This window comes from Hydrotalea sp. (genome assembly GCF_049968455.1).
GTDB lineage: Bacteria > Bacteroidota > Bacteroidia > Chitinophagales > Chitinophagaceae > Hydrotalea.
On the sequence record NZ_JBMFQT010000003.1, the window covers coordinates 119980 to 143998 of the forward strand.

A 24019-nucleotide genomic window follows, 5' to 3' on the forward strand; every position below is an offset into this window, starting at 1 on the left:
TCACATTATATCAGCTAATTCATTGTTGCAATAGAATATAGAATAACAGAAAATATTATACAATAAATTAAATTATTATCACAGAGATATTTGCAACTACTATTACAAATAAAACTTCAAAAAAGAAATTTTTAGCCTCAATTTCTTTATGCACATTGAATGTGCATTGTAGGTAAGAAAATTTTGCTTTTTGTGCACAAAGCAAGTAATCGTATAGAATAAGTACGAAATTCGTGTGAATAAGTAGGAAATTTAGGTGCATGAAATGTGGATGAAAAAGATTGAAAATTAAAGTGAAAAAAAGATTTGCAAACAATTTTCAACCATTATATTCGCACCCCTACCCGATGAGGTAACAATTCCTTAACAAAAGCAAATTGTAACTCTTCGAACCAAACATAAACTTTTACTATTTCAAACACACTCCTTTTATGGATATTTCTAATATCAACAGAGATAAAAAAAGAAGAAAAACCACTTCCGATTTAAGCACCATGGTGTTTGGCAAAATACCTCCTCAAGCCCGCGAACTGGAGGAAGCGGTATTGGGCGCCATTATGTTGGAAAAAAGCGCTTTCGATAGTTTAATTGATACCAACTTAAAACCGGAATGTTTTTATGTTGAGGCACACCAAATTATATTCACTGCTATGCAGGATATGCAACAAAGGGGAATACCTATTGACATATTAACAGTTGTGGAAGAATTAAAAAGAAAAGATCAACTGGAGTTTGTTGGTGGACCTTATTACATTACTAAACTAACCAATTCTGTTGTAAGCACTGCACACATTGATGCACATGCCAGAATTATTCTTCAAAAATTTATTCAGCGCGAATTAATAAGAATTAGTGGTGAAATTATTGGTGATGCTTATGAAGATAGTACTGATGTGTTTGATTTGTTGGATGACAGTGAAACCAAAATGTTTAACATTACCAACAATTATTTAAAAAAGAATTTTGAAGACATTGGTAATGTGTTGGCGAAAACTATTAATAGAATTGACGAATTAAGAACACGAAAGGAAGATATTTCAGGTGTTCCAAGCGGATTTCATTCTCTAGATAGAATTACTTACGGATGGCAAAATACCGACTTGATTATTTTAGCAGCCCGTCCCTCAGTGGGTAAAACAGCTTTCGCCTTGAACCTTGCTCGTAATGCTGCACTAAACCCTATTAAGCCGGTTGGGGTAGGTTTCTTTAGCTTGGAAATGAGTGCATCACAACTAGTACAACGTATATTAAGTGCCGAAAGTGAAATCCCGATTGAAAAAATTTCTCGCGGAAAATTGGAAGATTATGAATACCAACAATTACATACAAAAGGTATTAAACGCTTAGAAAAAGCTCCTTTATTTATTGATGATACGGCCGCACTGAACATTTTTGAATTTAGAGCCAAGGCACGTAGGCTTGTAAATAAACATAATGTTGGATTAATTATTATTGATTATTTGCAATTAATGAGTGGAACCGGTGATAGAAATGGTAATAGGGAACAGGAAATTAGTACCATTTCCAGAAACCTTAAGGCTTTAGCCAAAGAGTTAGGAATACCCATTATTGCACTATCCCAATTAAGTCGTGCGGTTGAAACAAGAAAAGAAAGTAAAATGCCACAACTTAGCGACTTAAGAGAATCAGGTGCTATTGAACAAGATGCGGATATGGTAATGTTTATTTACCGACCTGAGTACTATGAAATTGGCGCCAATGAAATGGGTGAAAGCACAAAAGGAGAAACACATATTCGAATTGCTAAACATAGAAACGGTGCTTTGGAAACCATTAAACTTAAAGCACACTTAGAAATACAAAAGTTTGAAGAAGTACCCGATTCTGAATTTCAACAAAGCAACTGGAAACAGTTAAGACCGGGAACTGTACCGGGAAATAGTAATGAAGATGGAGGCAAATTATACATTCAAAAAGGTAGTAAAATGAATGGTGGAGATTTTGATGAAGGTTTTGAAGAACCACCATTTTAAAGCTCATTCCTATTTACAAAATATAGAATAAAAAAAGAGGCATTTTATTGAAATATGCCTCTTTTCTTTTTTGTATAAATAACAAATACAATTAATTACTTCCATGGAGCCAGGTAACCTATTGTAAAACCAAATACACTATTGGCAAAACGTGTACTACCGGTGGGGTAAATGTTTGCAAAACCATTACTCAAAGTAACTTTAAATTCAAAATTATTGTGTGCTACCCCAACTAATACATTATACCCAAAATCAAGTGGTTTAACATAAGTAATGCCTGCCGTATAATAAGGATTATTAGAGAATTTAACTTTATTATCAAGAGGAGTTACATTACCTGAAATTTCTTCATCGGAGCCCTTTTCAGTACCTGATAATCCAACAGCGCCATACAAACCTGCCCCAACAATAGCTTTCCAGTTTTTATGGAAAGGGATATTATATTCTATGTTTAAGGGAATCTGTATATAATTCAATTTAGAAACAGTACTGGCACCGGTTGTAGCAAAAATGGTCTTATCTTTTTGTCCACCCTTTTGAAAATAAATTAAACCTGAACTAAGAGAAAAACGCTTATTTAAAGTTTGTTCACCAACTAAACCGACTTGAAAAGTAGATATACGGGAAAGATTAAAATACTGTACATCACTTCCTTTATCAATAAATCCACTGCTATTATAGCCTGCTTGCAATCCTAACTTTAATTGTGCAAATGATGCGGTTGTACATAGGCAAAAGATAACGATCAGTAACTTCCTCATAAATATTTGTTTAATTATAGAGTGCAAAAAAACACTAAAGGCTGCTAAGTTATGCGTAAAAAAATGTTAACAGTTGTCTGTTTTTCTAAATATTTTAAATAATCGGTGAAACACCTAAGTACATGAGAAGAGTAAAAACGAATACCCATAAGCCTTTTCATACTATGTACAATTAAAAAAATCATTGTTTCATATTATTGTTAACATGGCAAATAACTTTTATTTTTATCGAAATTTAATTTTTCATTACCCTTGTAATTATGGATTTACCCTATTTTTTTGAACAAAAATTACCACAGTTAAATCAAGCATTCTGTTTAAGTAGTACCACCCATAAGCACTGTGCACAGGTACTAAGAATGAAGGCTGGAGAAAAAATTTTACTTACAAACGGACAAGGCCTATTAGCAACTGCAATTATAACCGATACGAATAAAAAAAATACTTATGCAAATATAACTAACATACTACACCAGCCACAATACTCCAAAAAAGTAAGCATTGGTTTATCACTATTAAAAAACACCAATCGTTTTGAATGGTTTTTAGAAAAAGTTACAGAACTGGGTATTCATGAAATAATTCCACTTATAACAACCCGAACAGAAAAGCAACATTTTAGAAATGAAAGAATGGAACAAATTGTTATTGCAGCTATGTTACAAAGTAAACAATGCTGGCTGCCCATTTTACACAACCCAACAGCTTTTAAAAATATTGTTGAGCACCAAAAAACTTGTAAACTAATAGCCCATTGTTTAGAAGGCAAAAAAAAAACCATTCAAACTTTTAGTAACGAAGAAGAAATATTGATTTTAATTGGACCGGAAGGCGATTTTACGGCAGAAGAAATTAACCTTGCCATTCAACATCAATTTATTCCCGTTAGTTTAGGCAATACGCGCTTAAGAACAGAAACTGCAGGAATTGTTGCAGCAACATTATCCATTTTGAATTAATAGTAATATGATTACACATATAAATTCAAATAAACCTCATACAAAAAGTTGGATTATAAATCCAAAAAAAATAACAGAATTATTTAATAAAAAACTGAACTTACCATTGCATTTAAAATGGTTTTCCTTTCATGCAATATATATCGCGTTGATTATTTGTTTTACAAGTTTAACCACTTCGTGTAACAATACGAAAATAAAAGAAATTTCTCGTGACACTTCAATAACATCTATCACTTCATTTAATAATTTATTTTTTGATAGTGCACAACTTCAAAGCTTTTTAAATAACCAACCCAATTTTAAAAAATTCGCTTCACAGTATAGCGACTTTTATAAACAACGTAATTATGAGTATGCATGGTTTGATAGCACGGGTATTACAGAACAGGCTGCCAACTTAATGAACCTGCTGAATAATAGCATTGCACATTTGCAAGACAGTAGTTTATTTAACCAACAACTAAATGAAAACTATCAGAAGATAATACAAAGCAAAAATCATATTACCAAGCAAACCATATTACTAACTGAGCTATTGTTGACAGGTGAATTTTTTACCTATGCAGCACAAAATTATTCAGGAAGCGATATAGACGCGGCTTCGTTAGGATGGTTCATTCCAAGAAAGAAGGTAAACTTAACTGCTTTGCTTGATTCAACTATTAAATACAAAAATGCTGGTCCTTACATACCATTGAACAATCAATATAATTTACTGGAAGATTATTTGGAAAAGTATATTAAGTTACAGAAAACTTACCCCACAGATACTATTCCTTACCCAAAGCAATTGTTGAAATTAAAAGCTGAATCCCCCATTATTACTGACATAAAAAACCGCCTTAATTTGTTAGGTGATATGACAGTCAATGATTCAACTGAAATGTTTGACAGTACGTTATATGCAGGTGTAAAACATTTTCAAAAAAGAATGGGTTTACTGGAAGATGGCGTAATTGGCAAAAACCTTATTGAACAACTTAATGTTCCCATTGCAGAACGCATTAAACAAATACTTATTAACCTGGAACGCATTAGATGGATGCCCGCAGAAACTGATAGTAATTATGTTTTAGTAAATATTCCCGAATATAAGCTTCATGTCTTTGCGAATGGAAAAGAATTGTTTAACATGAATGTGATTGTAGGCAAAACCACCAACAATACTGTTATTTTCAATGGGAAACTGAAGTATATTGTTTTTAGTCCATATTGGAATGTACCCCCGAGTATAGTGCAGAAAGAAATTTTACCAGGCATAAAAAAAGATCCGAATTATTTAGCAAAAAACAACATGGAAATTACCGGCACAAGCAACGGATTGCCTGTTGTTCGCCAACGACCCGGACCCAAAAATTCATTAGGTTTAGTAAAATTTTTATTCCCTAATAATTTTGATATTTATTTACACGACACTCCTAATCATGAGCTTTTTGATGCTACCAACCGTACTTTCAGCCATGGATGTATTCGCATTAGTAACCCCAAAAAATTTGCGCAGTATTTATTAAGTGCAGACACTGCAACTATTTACACTAGTAAAGTAATAGATAGTTTAATGCATTTGCCAAAAGAAAAATGGGTAACGCTTAATACCCCAATCAATGTTTACATTGTTTATTTTACGGCATGGGTTGATGCCAATGGCCAATTAAACTTTAGAAAAGACATTTACAGGCATGATGCCAAAATGAAAGAAAAGCTTTTTACCAAAGAAGAAAAACCCAATTTTTAAACAAAGCAAAGCGGTTTAAATTCATTATTTGAAAGCAAAAAGTAGGTAGTTAATAATAAATTAATGGTTTTTGAATATAAAAAACCGTAATTTCAAAAAACCTATTTTTTATGCACTGGAGAAAATTTAATGGCGAAAACATTCAATTGCCCATTAAAAAAGCAGTTGAAGAAGCCATAAAAAAAGAAAGGGCCCATGGAACTAAATTAAAAGTTTGCATTGGTACGGATAGCCAGGTAAAAGGAGCCGACACTGAATTTGCTACAGTAATTGTTTTTTTACGCGAACACAATGGCGGCTTCATGTACATTCATAACGAAAAGACCAAGCAAAAATTTCACATTAAAGAACGTATGCTACTAGAGGTTGCAAAAAGCATAGAAGTAGCCTATGAATTATGCGATTTATTTATTGCTTGGGATGTTGAAATGGAAGTACATGCTGATATTAACACTAACCCCGGCTTTAAAAGTAATGATGCATTAAAAGAAGCAATGGGCTACATATTGGGTATGGGGTTTGCCTTTAAAGCGAAACCCGAGGCATTTGCCAGCAGTTGTTGTGCAGATAAAGTAGTGAATTAAATAAAAGGAATCCTATTAAAACCTTTTCGGCAGCTTAAACAAAGTTGCAATGGCTTTTTTGCCCCTACTTCATAAATTTAGCTCACCCAATCATATCATTCTCCGCTACTCGTAAATTATTTTGTTCAAAAAAATCTAACAACTCTTCCCTACCAGTTTTTTGTTCCGAACTTGTAATAAACACTTGAGGTAAAAATTGCCAGGTAGCTTTTAATGCATCGAGAAATAACTGTACATGTTTTTGAACAACTGCAGGCTTCTCTTTATCTGCTTTTGTAAACACTAAACTAAAAGGCACTTCCCATTTATCTAAATCGTTTACAAATGCTAAATCATTTTTTTGAGGAGTATGGCGACTATCAATTAAAACCATCACCTGCACTAAGTTAGAACGTTTGCGCAAATAATTTTCAATCATTTGCTCCCATCTTCTTCTATCGGTTTGTGAACGTTTAGCGTACCCATATCCAGGCAAATCAACCAAATACCATTGTTGTTTTTGCTTTTTAGCGTTGCTACTTTCTATTAAGAAATGATTGATAAGTTGTGTTTTCCCTGGTGTTGATGAAGTTTTAGCTAAATTTTTTTGCCCTGTAAGCATATTAATAAGCGACGACTTACCTACGTTACTTCTACCAATAAAAGCATACTCCGGTTTATTGGCAGTTGGACATTTATCAAACGATGGAGATGATAATAAAAACTTAGCAGTATGTATAACCATGCTGCAAAATACAATAAAAAAAGGCCAACAATGCAAATCATTGGCCTTACCTATTGTAAATGTCTTAAAATTTATTTCTTACGCTTGGGCATTATTAAGCTATCTGCCGGATAGCGCGCTTTAATAGAATCGCGAACAGCATCAAACCAATTATACAAAGTATCCTTCTCTGCATCAGTTAATATGGCATCACGATGGATTAATGTATAAGATTCTAAAGGCATTTCACCTTCTTTAATTTGTTCTTTACAATCATCCATTCGCTTGTACTGTTTAGCAACCCGCATGGAAGTAAAATCACTAAAATTCAAATGTCTTTTCCCTGAACGAACATGATCATCTAAAAACCATGCAACAGGCTGTATTTTGTTGTACCAAGGGTAACGGGTGTTGTTAGAATGACAATCGTAGCAGGCTTTTGCAAGAATGCTTTCAACATTGGCCGAAACCGGGTAATGTAATTTAATGTCAGTAGCCAAAGTTGTTGTTGACTGGTTTTTAGCTGGCCGAATAAATTGAATAATGATAAAAATAGCTATTATAACCAGCAAAAAACGTAGAATGATTTTTTTTACGCTCATATATTAATTGTTGCTTTAAACAAGTTTATAAAACAATGCTGCACATTTTTCAGTGCAGCATTATAAAAAACAATATAAAAGTAATGTTCTTTACGAATCAATCAAAATATTCCCAGTCATTTCTTTAGGTATGGGTAATTGCATCATTTTTAAAATGGTAGGAGCAATATCGCCCAACTTTCCCGGATGCACAACACCATGCCAATGATTGTCGATAATAAATAAAGGAACTAGGTTTAATGAATGTTGTGTATTGGGAGTTCCATCTTCATTAATCATGTTGTCTGCATTACCATGATCAGCGGTAAGAAATATAACATAATCTTGCTTCAAAGCAGCTTCTACCACTCGTTTAACACAAGCATCAACAGTTTCAACAGCTTTTATTACTGCTGAAAATACGCCGGTATGTCCAACCATATCTGCATTAGCAAAATTTAAACAAATAAAATCGGCATATCCTCTTTCAATTTCCGGAATAAGTTTATCAGTTATTTCAACTGCACTCATTTCAGGTTTTAAATCGTAAGTGGCCACTTTAGGTGAAGGCACCATAATCCGCGATTCTCCTTCAAAAGGCACTTCTCTTCCACCACTAAAGAAGAATGTAACGTGCGGATATTTTTCTGTTTCGGCAATTCTAATTTGCTTTTTCCCTGCAGCAGCCAAAACCTCACCCAACGTGTTGTTTAAATTATCATTTTCAAAAATAACATGCACGTTGCGAAATGTTTTATCATACTCCGTCATGGTAGTATAATCAATTTGCAAAGTATGCATGTTAAAATCAGGATGATTGTTTTGCGTTAATACATCGGTTATTTCACGACACCTATCTGTTCTAAAATTGAAACAAATTGCCACATCACCATCTTTAATGGTGGCAACAGGTGCATTATTCTCCATAATTACCGTAGGTTTTATAAACTCATCGGTAACATCGGCTGCATAGGAATGTTGAATTGCTTGCTCGGCAGAGGAAGCAGTATTTCCCTTTCCATTCACCAAAGCGTCATAAGCCAATTGCACTCTTTCCCAACGTTTATCACGGTCCATTGCATAATACCTTCCACTAACCGATGCAATTTTACCTACACTAGTTGTTAAAAAATGTTGTAAATCTTTTATAAAACCAAGCCCACTTTTAGGGTCACAATCTCTGCCATCTGTAAAAGCATGAATATAAACTTCATTTAATCCATTTTCTTTACAAACAGAACAAATAGCTTTTAGGTGATTGATGTGGCTGTGTACGCCTCCATCACTTACCAAGCCCAATAAATGCAAAGGTTTTTGGTTAGTTTTTGCTTTTTGAATTGCAGCTAATAACACTTCATTTTTTGCAAATGAACCATCGCGAATGGCCACATTAATCCGTTGCAATTCTTGATATACAATTCTACCGGCCCCTAAGTTTAAATGCCCCACTTCACTGTTACCCATTTGGCCATCGGGCAAACCTACTGCCTCACCACAAGTTACTAAGGTTGTATTGGGATATTTATTGAAAAGGGAGGATACAAATGGCACATTGGCCTGCTGAATGGCATCAACCTGTTTATTCTTACCAAGTCCCCATCCATCCATGATAATTAGTATTGCTTTCTTGCTCATACATCAAAGGTAGTTAATTTGTTATTTCAGGCATGTAACCCTAACTTTAACTTTCGTTAAACATTTTATTTGGCATGTTTTTAGTGCATTTTAATTTTAAATTTTATTGTATGAAACATCTTTTATTAATACTTGGCCTCGGAATTGGATTAATGTCATTTACATACCAAAGTGATGTTCCTGAAATTATTAATGCCCTAAAAAGTGCGAATGCAGAAGCAGTATCAGGTTATTTTGACAGTTATTTAGATTTAACCTTACCCGGCAAAGAGGAAGTAAAAAACATTGGTAAAAATCAGGCAGGTATTGCCTTAAAACAATTTTTTAGCGATGCCGGTGTGCACAGTTTTGATTTAACCTCTCAACGTGAAGCCGGAACTACTATGTATATGGCAGGAAAATTAAATGGAAGAAGCCGTTCTTACAATGTAACCTTATTGTTACGCAATAAAGAGGGACGACACCAAATTATTTCCATTCGAATTAATTAGTGAATAACCAACAACATTATTACAGAGCCCTCAAAAATTTTTGAGGGCTTTTTTATGAAACCACTTAATTTGCCTGCATGATACATTTTGAAGAACAATTGAATCATTTAATCAACGAAGCCTTACATGAAGATATTGGCAGCGGTGATTACTCAACCCTTGCTTGCATTCCCGAACAGGCAATGGGTACAGCCGTTTTAAAAATTAAAGATGAAGGAATTTTAGCCGGTGTTGCTATAGCGCAGCACATTTTTAAACTGGTTGAGCCTAGTGTTTCTTTTAAAATTTATAAAAATGATGGTGAGGCAATGTTGCCCGGCGATATTGCTTTTGAAGTAAATGCACATATTCATACCATTTTAAAATGTGAAAGATTGGTATTGAATTGTATGCAACGAATGAGTGGCATTGCTACATTAACCCATAGTTTTGTTGAAAGAATTAAACCTTATCATACGCAATTATTAGATACTAGAAAAACTACTCCAAATTTTCGTTTATTAGAGAAAGAGGCAGTTAGAATTGGCGGCGGAACAAACCATCGATTTGGCTTGTTTGATATGATTATGCTAAAAGATAATCACATTGATTATGCCGGCGGTATTGAAAAAGCTATAGCATTAGCTTGGGAATATGTTCAAAAAAATGAACTGAATTTAAAAATTGAAGTTGAAGCCCGTACTTTGAATGATGTAACAAAAATTTGCAAGGTTGCTAAAGGAAAAGTATTTAGAATATTACTCGACAATTTTACACCTGCAGAAATTTCGGAAGCATTAAATATTATTCAACGCCAATTTGAAACAGAAGCGAGTGGGGGCATTAATTTAAATAATATATTTAGTTATGCCGAAACAGGTGTAGATTATGTTAGTGTTGGCGGCCTTATTCACCAGGCAAAAAGTGTAGATTTAAGTTTAAAAGCAAAATTACTATGAGTAAAAAAAACAAACCTGACGCAAGGGGATTTGTGTATAGTACCAACCCTGACTTTAGTTTTGAACATGAACAGGAAATGCAGGAAACCTTACCCCCTGCCAAGCAAAAACTGACTATACATTTAGATACCAAACATAGAGGCGGTAAAACCGTATCAATAGTAAAAGGGTTTGTAGGTACTGAAGAAGATGTAGATACTTTAGGCAAAAAATTAAAACAATTTTGTGGTACAGGTGGCAGTGCTAAAGATGGAGAAATAATTATACAGGGCGACCAACGTGATAAAATTTTACAATGGTTACAAAAAAATGAGTATCAATTAGCAAAAAAATCCGGCGCATGATATTGAATGCAACTTCTGCGGCTTATTATTTTTATGGCTTTCTTTTTGCCATTGCCTTCTTTGTTTTGTTTTACGGCATTGTAGTATTGTACAAAGCAGTTGCCCAAAAACAGGAAGAAGGAATAAGAAAGGCAAAACTATTAATGTTGTTAGCTGTTATTAGCATGATTTGTATAACCATTGTTTCATACTTTCTAACAGGCAACATACCGGTATATTAGTTTCTTCAATAAGGCTATAAATCTAAATCAAGCTTCAATTGCTCACGAAACGTTTTTAATAAAGGATATTTTTCAGCCATTTTTTCAAATCGTTGTACACTCGTTAATACTTGTTGCATGGGCAATAATTCATCATTGTCGTTGTGTTCTACTACTATCGTAAAACGAATGCCTCTGTTATTAAAAGCCTGTTGAATATAATCGGCTAAATGCATTTTTTCCTGCTCAATAAATTTTTGTTGCGTTATGGCCTGAACAGTTACAGTAAAGTTTAATTCGTCCACTACGGCCAATTTAGCCATACGCAAAGTACCCGCCGTTGATGGCTTACTACCTTCTTGTTCTAATTTTTCGCAATATTGATTCCAGTAATGGGTAAGCTTTTCTATGTTTAATGCTTCTGCATCAGTTACCTCCAATACATTAAACTTTTCGTTCACTTTCGCTTTTAAAACGTCTAATAAACTTTTTTTTGCATTGCCTGAGGTTGTATCAGTTTTAGTAATTGTTTTAGTAGCGACTGTTATTGGTTTTACCGGTTCATGAACTACCGGTGCAATTGATGATAATACTACTTCTTTGTTTAAAGCCGGTGATGGCTGCTTTTTTACCGCATCATCTATCACCAATTTAGCTTGTGGCTGAGTTGATTGCGTAGCTACAATATATTGAGGTATGGGCTTTTGTTGAATAGCAATGGGCCTATCCGTTAACTTTTTTTTTACCAAATTACCCTGTTCGGCTGAAAGTTGAATGGCCTGTTTTAAAAAACTTAATTTAATTAAACACATTTCAACATGCAAGCGCTTGTTACGCGCCATTTTGAAATGCATTTCAGTTTCATTCAAAATATTTAATGCACTAATTAAATAAGAAGCGTCTGTTTTTTGTGCTGTACTGATGTATAATGGTTGCTTTCCCTCTAACACATCTAACAACACGGCAGCTCGCTCATCTTTACAAACCAATAAATTTCTAATGAATGTGGCAAAACCATTCAATACCAAATCACCTTCAAACCCTTTCTGATTTATTTCTTCATACAGCAACATGGCACCAGCCATATCCTGATTGTACAATGTTTCTAACAACTTAAAATAGTAATCATCATCTAATATATTCAAATGCTCAACTGTATTTTGATAGGTAAGCTCGCCATTGGTAAAGCTTACAATTTTATCTAAAATACTGAGTGCATCACGCATACAACCTTCACTTTTTTGAGCAATAAGTTGAAGCGCAGTTTTTTCGGCCTTTACCTGTTCTTTTTCAACTATTTCTTCTAAGTGTTCAACGGTATCTTGGATAGTAATTCGCTTAAAATCGAATATTTGACAACGGGAAAGTATAGTCGGTAAAATTTTATGTTTTTCGGTGGTAGCCAAAATGAAAATGGCATAGGATGGCGGTTCTTCCAAGGTTTTTAAAAAAGCATTGAAGGCACTGGTAGTGAGCATATGTACCTCATCTACTATATACACTTTATACTTTCCTGCCTGCGGGGCAAAACGAACTTGTTCAACTAAATTTCTAATATCTTCAACTGAGTTGTTACTAGCAGCATCTAATTCATGTATATTTAATGAACTTCCAGTATCAAATGAAACACAACTGGTGCAAACATTACATGCTTCACCTTCGGACGTTGGATTAGCACAGTTAATGGTTTTGGCCATAATACGAGCACAGGTAGTTTTTCCAACTCCTCTGGGGCCACAGAACAAAAATGAATGAGCTATTTGATTATTTTTAATAGCATTCTTCAATGTTGTGGTAATATGTTTCTGCCCAACCACCATGTTAAAATTTTGGGGGCGATACTTCCGTGCCGAAACAATAAAATTTTCCATACGAATTGCAAGATAACAAAAGGCGAAGCAATAGTATTCATACCACAAAAAATTATATATACCCAAATCTATCCCATTCACCGAAAAAATGAATTTTAATGGGGTTACACTTTAAACCAAATTATTTTTTTACCATCTGAACAAACAAATATGAACCATGATGCAGATGAAAAAGATAGTGGGAATTTTTTGCTTGAGTATTTTAAGCCTGGGCATATTTGCCTTTACTTACAAAACACAATTGCATAAATCAAAGCCATTTCCTTATAAGCAAATGGGTTTTTCGAAAGAAGAGGCAGCCGCTTATTTATTAAACCGTTTTACGTTTGGGCCAACTCCGGGACAAGTACAGGCAGTGGCTAATGAAGGAATTGAAAATTGGTTTTATAAACAACTGGAAAGTAATGACCCGGATACATCAGTAACGAATCGGTTTAATTCTTTGCATTTAGATGCAGTAGATTTATCATTAACCGATATGGTTAATACCTACCCTAATAATGGTGTAATTGTAGCCATGGCAAGAAAAGCAGGCATTATTGATAAAAATGATACCAGCATTTCGAAACAGGAATATCGTGAAAAATTAAGGGAATTTATGCTGCAGCGGGGTTTTAAACCAATGGCCGCTTTAGAAAGACAATTAATTGTTCAAAAAATTATACGTGCTACATATAGTAACAATCAATTGCAAGAAGTATTAACTAATTTTTGGTTTAACCATTTCAATGTTTCACTTACAAAACCCGCTTGCGCTCCTTATATCTTAGCATATGAACGTGATGCAATAAGACCCCATGTATTGGATAATTTTGATGAGCTTTTATTGGCTACAGCACAACACCCGGCAATGTTGGCTTACTTAGACAATGCCAGCAGTGTCAGTAACAACAATCCTGTAGAAGCTAAACGCCTGCAAAAACTAGCCTTTAATAATAATGGGACTTTTAAAAAAAGAGCTGCTGCTGAAGGACTAAATGAAAATTATGCTCGTGAAGTAATGGAACTACATACCATGGGCGTTGATGGTGGTTATTCTCAACAAGATGTTACCACCTTAGCTAGAATTCTAACCGGCTGGACCATCTATCCCATGTTTAAAAATAGTCCTGCAAATGAACAAATTCAGAAATTAACTCCTGAGTTAATGGAAAAAAGAGGATTTGTTATTCAAAATGGATTTTTATTTAAACCGAATAAACATGATGATGGGCCTAAGACATTTTTAGGAAAAAATTTTCCTGCCAATGGCGGTTATCAGGAAGGTGTAGTTGCTTTGGAAATGTTAGCACATCACCCATCAACTGCTAAGTTTATTTGCACCGAATTAGCCAAACATTTTGTTAGTGATACCCCCTCTAATAATTTAATTCAACAAATGTCCAACACTTTTTTGCATACCAACGGTAACATAAAAAGTGTATTAATTACAATGGTGAGCAGCAATGAGTTTTGGAATAAAAATAATGAGCGTGCTAAAATTAAATCACCTTTCGAATTAGCCATTAGCAGTGTTCGTGCCACAAATGCACAATTAAACATGCCATATCAAATTTTTAATTGGTGCAATAAAATGGGGCAAAAATTTTACTACTACCAAGCCCCAACAGGCTTCCCAGATAGAGCGGACTATTGGATAAATACAGGCTCATTACTTAGTAGAATGAATTTTGGGTTGGCCTTTGCTGCACAAAGAATTCCGGGAATACAAGTTAATTTATTAGCATTAAACAACTTTCATGAACCGGAAAGTGCCGAAGCTGCTTTGGAAACTTACAGCAACATTTTATTACCCACACGCAACAATGAACAAAACATTCAGCGCATAACACCTTTATTACATCAAGAGCATTTAACCCAAAAAATTTCAGCTGTTCAATCAAAAAGTAATATTGAAACAACGAATAATGAAATAGTAATGCAATCTCAAGCCATGAATACAAGTAGCACGCCTGCTAGTTTAAGTAGGGTTGTAGGCATTATTATTGGTTCACCTGAATTTCAAAGAAAATAAAAAAATATTTATGAATAGAAGAATATTTATGCGCAATGGTACTATGGCTTTATTTGCTGCCGGTATTGGCGGTGTACCTAATTTCATTGCTAAAGCTGCTACTGCAGGCAACAGAATTATTCAACCGTTTCAAAAAAAGAAAACACTGGTGTGTATTTTTCAACGTGGCGCAATGGATGGTTTAATGGCAGTTAGCCCCTATGCCGATCCAAATTTAAAACTAATGCGCCCCACCCTATATATGAGTCCGGCAGAAACTGAAGGCAGCATGATTGATTTAGATGGATACTTTGCATTGCATCCCTCGCTAAAATCTTTTTACCCGTTATTCCAAAGTAAACAATTGGCAATAGCACATGGAGTAGGCAGCCCCAACCCTACCCGCAGCCATTTCGATGCACAAGACTTTATGGAAAGTGGCACCCCTTTTAATAAAGGAACCGATAGTGGCTGGTTAAACAGAGCCTTGGGTTTAATGGGGAAACCCACTACACCTTTTAATGCGGTAAGTATTACCAGTGCTTTACCCAGAAGTTTATATGGTAATAATCAGGCTTTAGCAATTAGTAATTTAAATGATTTTGCATTGCAAATGCGTGATAACCCATTAGCCGTGCAATCTACCGCTTCCTCCTTTGAAGCTTTGTACGACAATAACAGTTCACAATTGCTTCAAAAAACGGGGAAAGAAAGTTTTGAAGCCATGAAAATGCTAAACGTTAATAATTTAAAACAATATGCACCTAAACCCGGAGTAGTTTATCCTAACTCAGCTTTAGGCAATGCATTAAGACAAATTGCCGTTTTAATAAAAATGGATGTTGGTTTAGAAGTTGCTTTTGCTGAAAGCGGAGGATGGGATACGCATGTTAATCAAGGTACTGACAATGGCATTTTAGCCAGAAACTTAAAAGATTTTAGTGATAGTATTGCTGTATTTTGGGAAGATATTAGTGCACATCAGGATTCCGTTACACTAATGACGATGACAGAATTTGGCAGAACTGTTCATCAAAATGGAACCGGCGGAACGGATCATGGTAGAGCCAGTTGCTTATTTGTATTGGGTAATGATGTACAGGGCGGCAAAGTATATCACCAAATGAAAAGCTTAGCCAAAGAAAATTTGGAAGACCAAAGGGATTTGCCTGTTTCTACCGATTTTAGAAGTGTATTTAGTGCTGTAGCTAATGCACATTTAAATATTCATCAAAACAATATTTTATTCCCCGATTGGACGGGTAACGGTATACCTATTATGACACGTAACAGCTAATTGAAAAGATATTATTGTTTATACTCCATTACCGGATGCCTTTCAAAAGGATGTTTTTGTGTATCAAAAATGTAACGATAGGTAATTAACCGCCGGCTTTGTGATGCGCCTAAACTTTTGTAAATATTAATCATTTTAGGATTCCAATCACCGGCCCACCCCATTTCGTAGGTATGATACCAACCTTTTCCCTGAATCAGTAAAGCACTTTCATAAATTAAAAAACTATCAATTCCAAGTGCCTGATATTTTGGAATAACGCCAAAAGCCAATCCCGTTAATCGCTTGCAGGCACCGCGACGTTTCATCCATAACAAATGTAATTTTTCTTTCCAACCAAATTTGCCTTTAAAATGTTTGAAATACTGATTTACATCGGGAATGTTAATGAACATAGCAATGGGCTCTTCATTATAATAGGCAAACCAAATAGCCCTAGGATCCATTATCGGCTTCATGGAATTGAACAGTTTCAAAACTTGTTCTTTAGTTATTTCTTTTGCTTCGCCATGTTGTGCCCATGCTTGATTATAAACAGAAGCAAAGTCCGCTGCATACTTCTCTAATTCATTTAAATTAGCATGCTTTGCTTCGTATCCTTTTTTCGCTTTAAACTTTTCATATCTTTCTGCAAAACGTGCCGGCAAAGGATCATCTACTTTCATGGCATAGTAAAACTGATTATAGTAATCTTTAAAGCCATAACCTTCAAATAATTGCCGGTAATAAGGCGGATTAAAACTTAAACCATAAACCGGTTCATTATCAAATCCTTCAACTAACAAACCCCACCATTTATCACGATCACCAAAATTAATAGGGCCATCCATGGCTTCCATGCCTTGGGCAATCAACCAATTTTTGGCAGTATCAAATAATAAATTGGCAGCCTGCTGATCATTAATGCAATCAAAAAATCCAATTCCGCCAGTAGGAAAATCAGTGCCTTTATTCACATATTTTTTATTGGTAAATGCAGCAATTCTACCAATAGTTTTACCATTGTCATCTTGCAGAATCCAACGTTGTATGGTACCGTATTTAAATAATTTATTTTTTTTGGGATTAAACACTGCCTCAACTTCGTGATTCAATGGACGAATATAATTGGGATTATTTCCATTCATCTTTGCATTCACTTCCAAAAATGCTTTTATATCAGCTCCTTTTTCAACCGGTTTAATCTGCATATAACTATTTCTGTTTTTTACGAATATAATACAAGGGTAAGATGCAACCAATTATTTAGTATTGGTGTGTTGATAGCATAACCAGTGTACAAGCTTCTACGCATTGAATTCCTCTTTCTTCAGCTAAAGCACACAAGGTTTCATTTTCAGTGCCAGGGTTGAAAATAATGCGTTTCGGATCTAATGAAAAAATATAATCGTAAAGATTTTTTTGTATTTCAGGATTTACATACAAGGAAACAGTATCCACATCATTTTCAGCAGGATGTTGGGTAATAATGGGAACTCTACCAATAAAACCCGGACGGCTTCCTATAGCAACAACAGGATGTCCATTTTGTACTAACATGTTTACGGCTAAATAACTATACCTTTCAGGATTAGCAGAAGCGCCTAGAACCACTGTTTTTTTCATATACTGCATTTGAATTAAAAACAAAGGTATTGGAAGATTTTTTTGAAATCAATGCAGTATGCATTTTGTATTTGTATTTATAGCATCAATGAATTGTAATTAATTACACGTGTAATATTTGTTTCTGATACACTTTTACAGATGAACCTTCAGCTAAAAAAACAGATTGCGGAACTTGTAAAAATGGCTCAAAAGCCTTATCATATAAAGCAGAAAAATTACAATACACTTGATAGTTGTAAACTGGGAAAATTCGCCAAGAAGGATGCTCAACTCGATAATAAGATGTACGATGATTAAATTGCCTGGTAAACCCATAATAGTGCTCTGTTATAAAAAAAGCTTCTGAATCAGGTGCGGGTATATAACTCAAATCAGTATTACTTTCTACTTTTATGTAATTCCATTGTTGGCCTACCTTAAATTGATATTGTACAAATAGGTTGTTCTCATTTTTTATGATAGCATGTTGCATGGGGAGACAATAATAATGTTCGCCATAGAACCAGCGTGCCACATAACTAATCATTGGTTTTGGGACAATTTCTTTAATAAAAACAACCCCTCGTTTCCATTCTTCACCTTGCTTCCACTTTACATAAAACCGCAAGTTAAACTCTTCAAAATGCTGGTGAAATGGTATGGCTATACCTTTTAATCGAGTATCAGTAAAGTAAAAACCTACTAAACTCACATAAGCGCTGCCATTCCATAAATCTAATTCGATTCCTTCAGGCAAATAAGGTTGTAAAATATGTGGTGCTACAGTGTAATTAGAAAAAATCAAATATCGCCAATTAGCAGTTAAAAAAACAGTAGAATCATTTTTCATAATTATTTCAACAATATACTTGAATGAAAGTTGTGCACAAAATCAAGTATTTATAGTGTAACGAATTATTAAAGCAAAAAAACAATAAAATATTTATACAATTTTTAAAGAAAGAATGCAATTTTACAAAAGATATTATTTAACTTTCGTATCAAATTATTTCACCATTACACAAACACATCTAAATTATGGCAAAAGCAAGTAAAAAAAAGATAGCTTCAAAAAAACCGGCTAAAAAGGCTGCCCCTAAAAAGTTAGCTAAGAAGGCAACACCTAAAAAAGCAGCTCCTAAAAAGGTTGCAAAAAAAGCAGCTCCTAAAAAGGCTGCTAAGAAAGCAACACCTAAAAAAGCTGTGAAAAAAGCAGCTCCCAAAAAAACAGCTAAAAAGGTTGCTCCTAAAAAGGCTGCAAAGAAAGCAACACCTAAAAAAGCCGTGAAAAAAGCTGCTCCCAAAAAAGCAGCTAAAAAAGTTGCTCCTAAAAAGGTAGCGAAGAAAGCTGCTCCTAAAAAAGTAATGAAAAAAGCTGCTCCCAAAAAAGTTGCAGCAAAAAAGGTAGCATCACCAAAAACAGCACCCACTAACAATGCAGAAGAGGTTGTAGTTGTTGAAGAAATGATATTTCCACTAGTAGAAATTACTACTGATGCGCCGGCCAATGATAATATACCTGAAAATGGATTATAGCCTGCATTGTACTCAATGAAAATCTTCCACTGCATTTACTTATCAAGTAAATGCAGTTTTTTTTACAAAAATTCTGCACTTGGTATGGTGTGTTTTAATGCTTGAATTTTTAGTGTATTCCCTTTTTAGCAACTAGTTTTCAATACCTTTAGAAAACAAAATGATGTTTATGAAAAAGGTATTTACTACTTTATTTTTAGTAAGTTTATTGAATTGGGGCTTTTCACAAGTAACTACTTCGATAAGTGCTAAAACTGCACAAATGCAGGCATACAAAGGGTTTTTCCCATTTTGGTGGGATGAAACTAATGGTAAAATTTTTTTATTAGTGAATAAACCCGATTCGCAATTTTTGTATGTCAATAGTTTGCCTGCCGGTATTGGTTCAAATGATTTAGGTTTCGATAGAGGTTTAATTGGTAATTCAAGAATTGTATATTTTACCAAAGCAGGCAAAAAACTTTTGCTTGTTCAACCTAATTTGGCATACCGTGCAACCAGTAATGATAAAAATGAACAAAGAGCAGTTGAAGAATCATTTGCACAATCAGTATTAGGAAGCTTTGATATTGTTGCTCAAGAGAACCATCAATATCTGATTGATATTACCCCATTTTTATTGCGCGATGCACAAGGAGTAGCAGCTAAAATTAAAGCCATGAAGCAAGGCACCTATCAATTAAACGAAAGTAGAAGTGCCATATACTTACCTAACACTAAAAATTTTCCATTAAACACTGAATTGGAAGCAACCATCACCTTTACAGGAGGTGATGATGCAGGAAGAATGGTTACTTCTGTAACTCCTTCTAAAGAAGCCATTACCGTTCGTATGCACCATTCATTTGTTCAATTACCCGACAATCAATACAAACCTCGGAAATATGATATTCGTAGTGGTTACTTTGGCACAAGTTATTATGATTTTAGTAGTCCCTTTACCGATCAAATTCAACAAATGTTTATTAATAGGCATCGATTAATAAAACTTCATCCTGAACAAGCAATTAGTGAACCTGTTAAACCAATTGTGTATTATGTTGATAATGGTACACCTGAACCTATTCGTTCTGCATTAATTGAAGGCGCCTCATGGTGGAACCAAGCGTTTGAAGCAGCTGGTTTTAAAAATGCTTTTCAAGTAAAAGTATTGCCCGATTCGGCTGACCCAATGGATATTCGATATAATGTAATTAATTGGGTACATCGGTCAACCAGAGGTTGGAGTTATGGTGCCAGCATTACCGACCCTAGAACAGGTGAAATTATAAAGGGGCAAGTTACATTGGGCTCTTTACGAGTAAGGCAAGATTATTTAATTTATACTGCTTTGCTTTCACCATTTTCAACAACCCAGCCTGTTTCACCGGTGTTACAAGCTACAGCGTTGCAACGTTTGCGGCAACTGGCTGCACATGAGGTTGGACATACTTTAGGGCTGCAACATAACTACGCATCCAGCTATAACAATAGAGCTTCGGTTATGGATTACCCTCATCCCGATGTATTTGTAAATAATAAAAATGAAATTGATTTTTCAACCGCTTATACCAATGGCATTGGTGAATGGGATAAAAGGGCCATTACTTATGGATATGCCCAATTTAAACCCGGAACAAACGAACCCCAGGCATTAGATAGTATTTTAAAGAAGAATACAAAAGATGGTATTTTATTTATTGCCGATATGGATGCCCGTGCTACCGGAGGAATGCACCCTTATGCACATTTATGGGATAATGGAAAAGATGCGGTTGATGAATTGAATACATTGTTGAAAGTTAGAACAAAAGCACTTGACAACTTTTCACAGCAAGCCATTACCGTTGGAACACCTTTGGCAAAATTAGAAGATGTGTTGGTTCCGTTATATAATTTTCACCGCTATCAGTTGGAGGCAGTTTGCAAAATAATAGGAGGCATTAATTACAGCTATTCAGTAAGAGGTGACAATCTGCAACAAAAACCGGAAATATTGCCCATGGAAGTGCAACAAAAAGCACTGAATGGTGCGCTTCAATGTTTATCACCCACTGTATTAACTCTTTCTAATAACATCATTCAACTAATACCTCCCCGCCCACCCATGTATTACAATGTAGGCGAATTATTTGAGAAAAGAACTGCTCCGGCATTCGATCCATTAGCGGCTGCAGAAGCTTTGGTAAATTTTGAAATGAGTTTTTTATTCAATGCCGAACGAGCCAACCGATTGGTAGAGAACAAAGCCATTGCCCATACTTTAGGTTGGGATGATGTATTGGATGCTATTATTAACCAAACCTGGAAAGCACCCTTATCAAAAGATTTGGCTTTACAAGTACAACTACAAACCCAACAACAGGTTATTAGCTGGCTATTGGATTTATATCAAAACAAGAAAGCCAATTATGCGGTAAAAGCCATTTCTTATAGCCGGCTAATGGATTTAAAAAAATGGGCTGCCACGCAAATTGCTGCAAGGCCAACCTTAGCAGCGCACTATAGTTATGCTGTTGAGCGAATAGAACATCCTGAAAAAATGCAACTGCCACAACCGATTGAACCGCCACCAGGCGCCCCTATTGGTTGTAGTTGGGAGGAAGATTATTAAAAAAAGTGAAAAAATGCTATACCTTGTAACTATAGATATTTAATTAGTCATCAATACAAAACATGTGATAAAGTAAAACACAATTATGCAAACAAAGCTTTTTTATCAATTGAATTTAAAAAATGATTGTACTTGCAAAAATGAGTTTACAAAAAGAGAAATGTTTGCTTGTTTTAAAAATCTTATAAAAGTATTATGAATATTTTCATCTGGCATAGTGTCCATTTTACGAAGTTCAATAAAAATTCTCCTTTTAGGTATAATAAACCCGGTTTCAACATCTACCATTTTATTGAAGATAATTTCTATTTTGAAAAGCTTCATTTTCATTAAGCTATCCATATAGTTAGAAAAACTATATGGAATATTTTTCATAAATGAATCATAATATAAATAAAATGAATCAAAAGAATTTTTCCCTTTGTAATTATCAAAATGCACATATTTTTCCAGCAAAATGTTATTTCCATAGCGTATCGTAGCATATAAGTATGAACTATCCTTTGCCAGTGAATCTTTAAAATTATTTATCTGTCCGTAATGTGCATTTACTCTTAAAAACGAGTCAACCGGATAATAAACTCCATGAGAAGTATCATAAATAGAAGAAAAATAATACCCCAAAGAATCAAAATTCCTGAATAAAAAATAACGTTCAGAATTAAATATTTTTGTATTATTTTGGAAATTATATACTGGTTTAAGTTTATACAAAGTATAATTTTCTAATTTAAAAACTGAAATAGTATCATTAAAATTTATATATTTAATTGAATTGAGACTATCTTTATTGGTTACATATATATCATAATAATCTATTATTTGAAAACCTGTAATCTTGCTATTTTCTGAAGAATAAAAGCAATTAATTTTTGTGTTTAAACTAAGTAACATTATAATCAATGTATATAATTTATTCATTTTTTAAAAATAAAACAACTCAAAAATTTATTTATGGTTTTGCAGGCCAACCAATGATTGTAGAATTATAATTAACACCTTGATCCAGTAAATTAGGAACAGTACAATTACAAATTGGATGATAAGTAACATTAAAATCAAGTGACATACCCGCATACAAAACATTAGGAGTACCTGCTACAAATGATAGGATACCAACTCCCTGATTAAATGAAACCGCACCACCAATTGGATTGCCGGCCATTGTAATATTTTGATGTGTTAACGACTCCCAATTCCAAATATTACTTTGCTTATCGACCAATTTTACAATACCCGATTCAATAGAAATTAGTTGAAAAGTTGGATTTGTAAGTATCAACCATTGCATAATTTTAGATTTCCGAAAATCATCAACATCTCCAACCTGTGTAGAAACGGTATAGGAAGCTGTCGTAGAGTTTGAAACCAAATCAGTAAAAATTATAGGGCAATTTTCTGCACAATTAATATCATCAAGATAACCTGAACTGCCATTCATATTTATAATATCACCCAAATTTATGGTAAACTGGTAACTGCATTGGGGCATAACCCCAACTACTACGCTACCATCTGAATTAGAATATGCCCATGTATAATCCCAATAAATATATGATATTATTAATCCGTTATTGGCAATATTATTTGTTGAAAGTTGCATTGATTTTTCAAGATCACTTAACAATTGTATATTTTTATTGGATGCACTAAATAAGCCCAAAAGTGTAGATGCAGAAAAAATAGTAGCTTCCTTGTTTCCATATTTCGGAACTAAAGGCTGTGTATTATTTTTACTTACGATTTTGAATAAAATCTTATTATTACTGTATTTGTAAAAAAATATCAATGCATTTGTATTGTTTTCGTCATTAATAACAGGAGTTACCAATGTATTAAACCCGTTTTCATTTTTAATGACAATAGAAATATCCCAATTTGGCTTACCAAATTTTTTTAATATATCACTAACATTATGTACTTTTTCATAGCTGTTAAATGAAAATATAACCTGATCTAATAAATTAACATCAGTTAATATTCCATCCTTTTTTTTAAATATTTGATTCAAATTATCGCTTTTTTAAAAATATTAAATTGGTTAATCTGATTTGCTATATACAAATCTTCCTTTTTTACATGACGCAAAAACAAAAAAAAGAGCGCATAAAATAATTTTAATGTTTTTCATAAAATATTTTTAATTAATTATTAACTTAAATCAAAAATAATTTTATATTTTAATAAATTTAAAATTTATTTTACTGTTTTTTA

22 protein-coding genes are annotated in these 24019 nt (G+C 34.0%); 12 read left to right on the top strand and 10 right to left on the bottom strand.

Annotated elements, in window-relative coordinates:
- Positions 1–431: 431 nt before the first annotated feature.
- The gene (gene dnaB / locus ACP5P5_RS03185) at positions 432–1994 is read left to right on the top strand and encodes a replicative DNA helicase (RefSeq protein WP_428284667.1); all 1563 of its coding nucleotides are present in this window, start codon (positions 432–434) and stop codon (positions 1992–1994) included.
- A 95-nt stretch (positions 1995–2089) separates the two neighbouring features.
- On the opposite strand, the gene ACP5P5_RS03190 is transcribed toward dnaB, so the two are convergent.
- Entirely contained in the window at positions 2090–2755 is a 666-nt protein-coding gene (locus ACP5P5_RS03190; RefSeq protein WP_428284668.1) for a porin family protein, read from the bottom strand.
- 260 nt (positions 2756–3015) lie between these two features.
- Between ACP5P5_RS03190 and ACP5P5_RS03195 the strand changes: the two genes are divergently transcribed.
- The 3 genes from ACP5P5_RS03195 to ACP5P5_RS03205 all read left to right on the top strand — a co-directional run bounded on the left by ACP5P5_RS03195 (position 3016) and on the right by ACP5P5_RS03205 (position 6036).
- Positions 3016–3714, top strand: coding sequence for an RsmE family RNA methyltransferase (locus ACP5P5_RS03195; protein ID WP_428284669.1), 699 nt, complete (start codon positions 3016–3018; stop codon positions 3712–3714).
- Positions 3715–3721: 7 nt separating this feature from the next.
- Positions 3722–5452, top strand: a complete 1731-nt coding sequence (locus ACP5P5_RS03200) for a L,D-transpeptidase family protein (RefSeq protein WP_428284670.1) — start codon at positions 3722–3724, stop codon at positions 5450–5452.
- A 110-nt stretch (positions 5453–5562) separates the two neighbouring features.
- Positions 5563–6036 carry a ribonuclease H-like YkuK family protein gene (locus tag ACP5P5_RS03205; protein WP_111296321.1) on the top strand — a complete coding sequence of 158 codons (474 nt, stop codon included), beginning with the start codon at positions 5563–5565 and terminating at the stop codon, positions 6034–6036.
- A gap of 82 nt (positions 6037–6118) precedes the next feature.
- On the opposite strand, the gene yihA is transcribed toward ACP5P5_RS03205, so the two are convergent.
- The 3 genes from yihA to gpmI form a co-directional block, all read right to left on the bottom strand.
- Positions 6119–6760: a ribosome biogenesis GTP-binding protein YihA/YsxC gene (gene yihA / locus ACP5P5_RS03210; protein ID WP_428284671.1), complete on the bottom strand. Its 642-nt coding sequence runs from the start codon at positions 6758–6760 to the stop codon at positions 6119–6121.
- A 71-nt stretch (positions 6761–6831) separates the two neighbouring features.
- The gene (locus ACP5P5_RS03215; RefSeq protein WP_428284672.1) at positions 6832–7341 is read right to left on the bottom strand and encodes a heme-binding domain-containing protein; all 510 of its coding nucleotides are present in this window, start codon (positions 7339–7341) and stop codon (positions 6832–6834) included.
- 90 nt (positions 7342–7431) lie between these two features.
- On the bottom strand, positions 7432–8955 hold the full coding sequence (gene gpmI / locus ACP5P5_RS03220; RefSeq protein WP_428284673.1) for a 2,3-bisphosphoglycerate-independent phosphoglycerate mutase: 1524 nt from the start codon (positions 8953–8955) through the stop codon (positions 7432–7434).
- 110 nt (positions 8956–9065) lie between these two features.
- Here gpmI and ACP5P5_RS03225 point away from each other — a divergent pair, with 110 nt between their 5' ends.
- From ACP5P5_RS03225 to ACP5P5_RS03240, 4 genes are all read left to right on the top strand, one after another.
- Complete coding sequence (locus ACP5P5_RS03225; protein WP_428284674.1) at positions 9066–9446, top strand: DUF4783 domain-containing protein; 381 nt, start codon at positions 9066–9068, stop codon at positions 9444–9446.
- A gap of 77 nt (positions 9447–9523) precedes the next feature.
- Entirely contained in the window at positions 9524–10384 is an 861-nt protein-coding gene (gene nadC, locus ACP5P5_RS03230; RefSeq protein WP_428284675.1) for a carboxylating nicotinate-nucleotide diphosphorylase, read from the top strand.
- The gene (locus tag ACP5P5_RS03235; protein WP_428284676.1) at positions 10381–10728 is read left to right on the top strand and encodes a translation initiation factor; all 348 of its coding nucleotides are present in this window, start codon (positions 10381–10383) and stop codon (positions 10726–10728) included. The genes nadC and ACP5P5_RS03235 overlap by 4 nt, the downstream gene beginning before the upstream one ends.
- Positions 10725–10949, top strand: coding sequence for a hypothetical protein (locus ACP5P5_RS03240; protein WP_428284677.1), 225 nt, complete (start codon positions 10725–10727; stop codon positions 10947–10949). The genes ACP5P5_RS03235 and ACP5P5_RS03240 overlap by 4 nt, the downstream gene beginning before the upstream one ends.
- A 14-nt stretch (positions 10950–10963) precedes the next feature.
- On the opposite strand, the gene dnaX is transcribed toward ACP5P5_RS03240, so the two are convergent.
- A complete protein-coding gene (gene dnaX / locus ACP5P5_RS03245) occupies positions 10964–12748 on the bottom strand; it encodes a DNA polymerase III subunit gamma/tau (protein ID WP_428284678.1) in 1785 nt (594 codons plus the stop codon).
- A 208-nt stretch (positions 12749–12956) separates the two neighbouring features.
- On the opposite strand from dnaX, the gene ACP5P5_RS03250 reads away from it, so the two are divergent.
- Together ACP5P5_RS03250 and ACP5P5_RS03255 are read left to right on the top strand one after the other, a co-directional pair.
- Positions 12957–14813: a DUF1800 domain-containing protein gene (locus tag ACP5P5_RS03250; RefSeq protein ID WP_428284679.1), complete on the top strand. Its 1857-nt coding sequence runs from the start codon at positions 12957–12959 to the stop codon at positions 14811–14813.
- Positions 14814–14823: 10 nt separating this feature from the next.
- The gene (locus ACP5P5_RS03255; RefSeq protein WP_428284680.1) at positions 14824–16089 is read left to right on the top strand and encodes a DUF1501 domain-containing protein; all 1266 of its coding nucleotides are present in this window, start codon (positions 14824–14826) and stop codon (positions 16087–16089) included.
- 11 nt (positions 16090–16100) lie between these two features.
- Here ACP5P5_RS03255 and ACP5P5_RS03260 read toward each other — a convergent pair whose 3' ends face one another.
- The 3 genes from ACP5P5_RS03260 to ACP5P5_RS03270 form a co-directional block, all read right to left on the bottom strand.
- Entirely contained in the window at positions 16101–17279 is a 1179-nt protein-coding gene (locus ACP5P5_RS03260; protein WP_428284681.1) for a hypothetical protein, read from the bottom strand.
- Positions 17280–17334: 55 nt separating this feature from the next.
- On the bottom strand, positions 17335–17694 hold the full coding sequence (locus ACP5P5_RS03265; RefSeq protein WP_428284682.1) for a CoA-binding protein: 360 nt from the start codon (positions 17692–17694) through the stop codon (positions 17335–17337).
- A gap of 103 nt (positions 17695–17797) precedes the next feature.
- Positions 17798–18526, bottom strand: a complete 729-nt coding sequence (locus ACP5P5_RS03270; protein WP_428284683.1) for a YqjF family protein — start codon at positions 18524–18526, stop codon at positions 17798–17800.
- A gap of 188 nt (positions 18527–18714) precedes the next feature.
- Between ACP5P5_RS03270 and ACP5P5_RS03275 the strand changes: the two genes are divergently transcribed.
- Positions 18715–19212 carry a hypothetical protein gene (locus ACP5P5_RS03275; RefSeq protein WP_428284684.1) on the top strand — a complete coding sequence of 166 codons (498 nt, stop codon included), beginning with the start codon at positions 18715–18717 and terminating at the stop codon, positions 19210–19212.
- A gap of 169 nt (positions 19213–19381) precedes the next feature.
- The gene (locus tag ACP5P5_RS03280) at positions 19382–21805 is read left to right on the top strand and encodes a zinc-dependent metalloprotease (protein WP_428284685.1); all 2424 of its coding nucleotides are present in this window, start codon (positions 19382–19384) and stop codon (positions 21803–21805) included.
- Positions 21806–21910: 105 nt separating this feature from the next.
- Here the strand turns inward: ACP5P5_RS03280 and ACP5P5_RS03285 are convergent, their stop codons facing one another.
- Together ACP5P5_RS03285 and ACP5P5_RS03290 are read right to left on the bottom strand one after the other, a co-directional pair.
- Positions 21911–22726, bottom strand: a complete 816-nt coding sequence (locus ACP5P5_RS03285) for a hypothetical protein (RefSeq protein ID WP_428284686.1) — start codon at positions 22724–22726, stop codon at positions 21911–21913.
- A gap of 31 nt (positions 22727–22757) precedes the next feature.
- Entirely contained in the window at positions 22758–23816 is a 1059-nt protein-coding gene (locus tag ACP5P5_RS03290) for a hypothetical protein (protein WP_428284687.1), read from the bottom strand.
- Between the last annotated feature and the right edge of the window lie 203 nt (positions 23817–24019).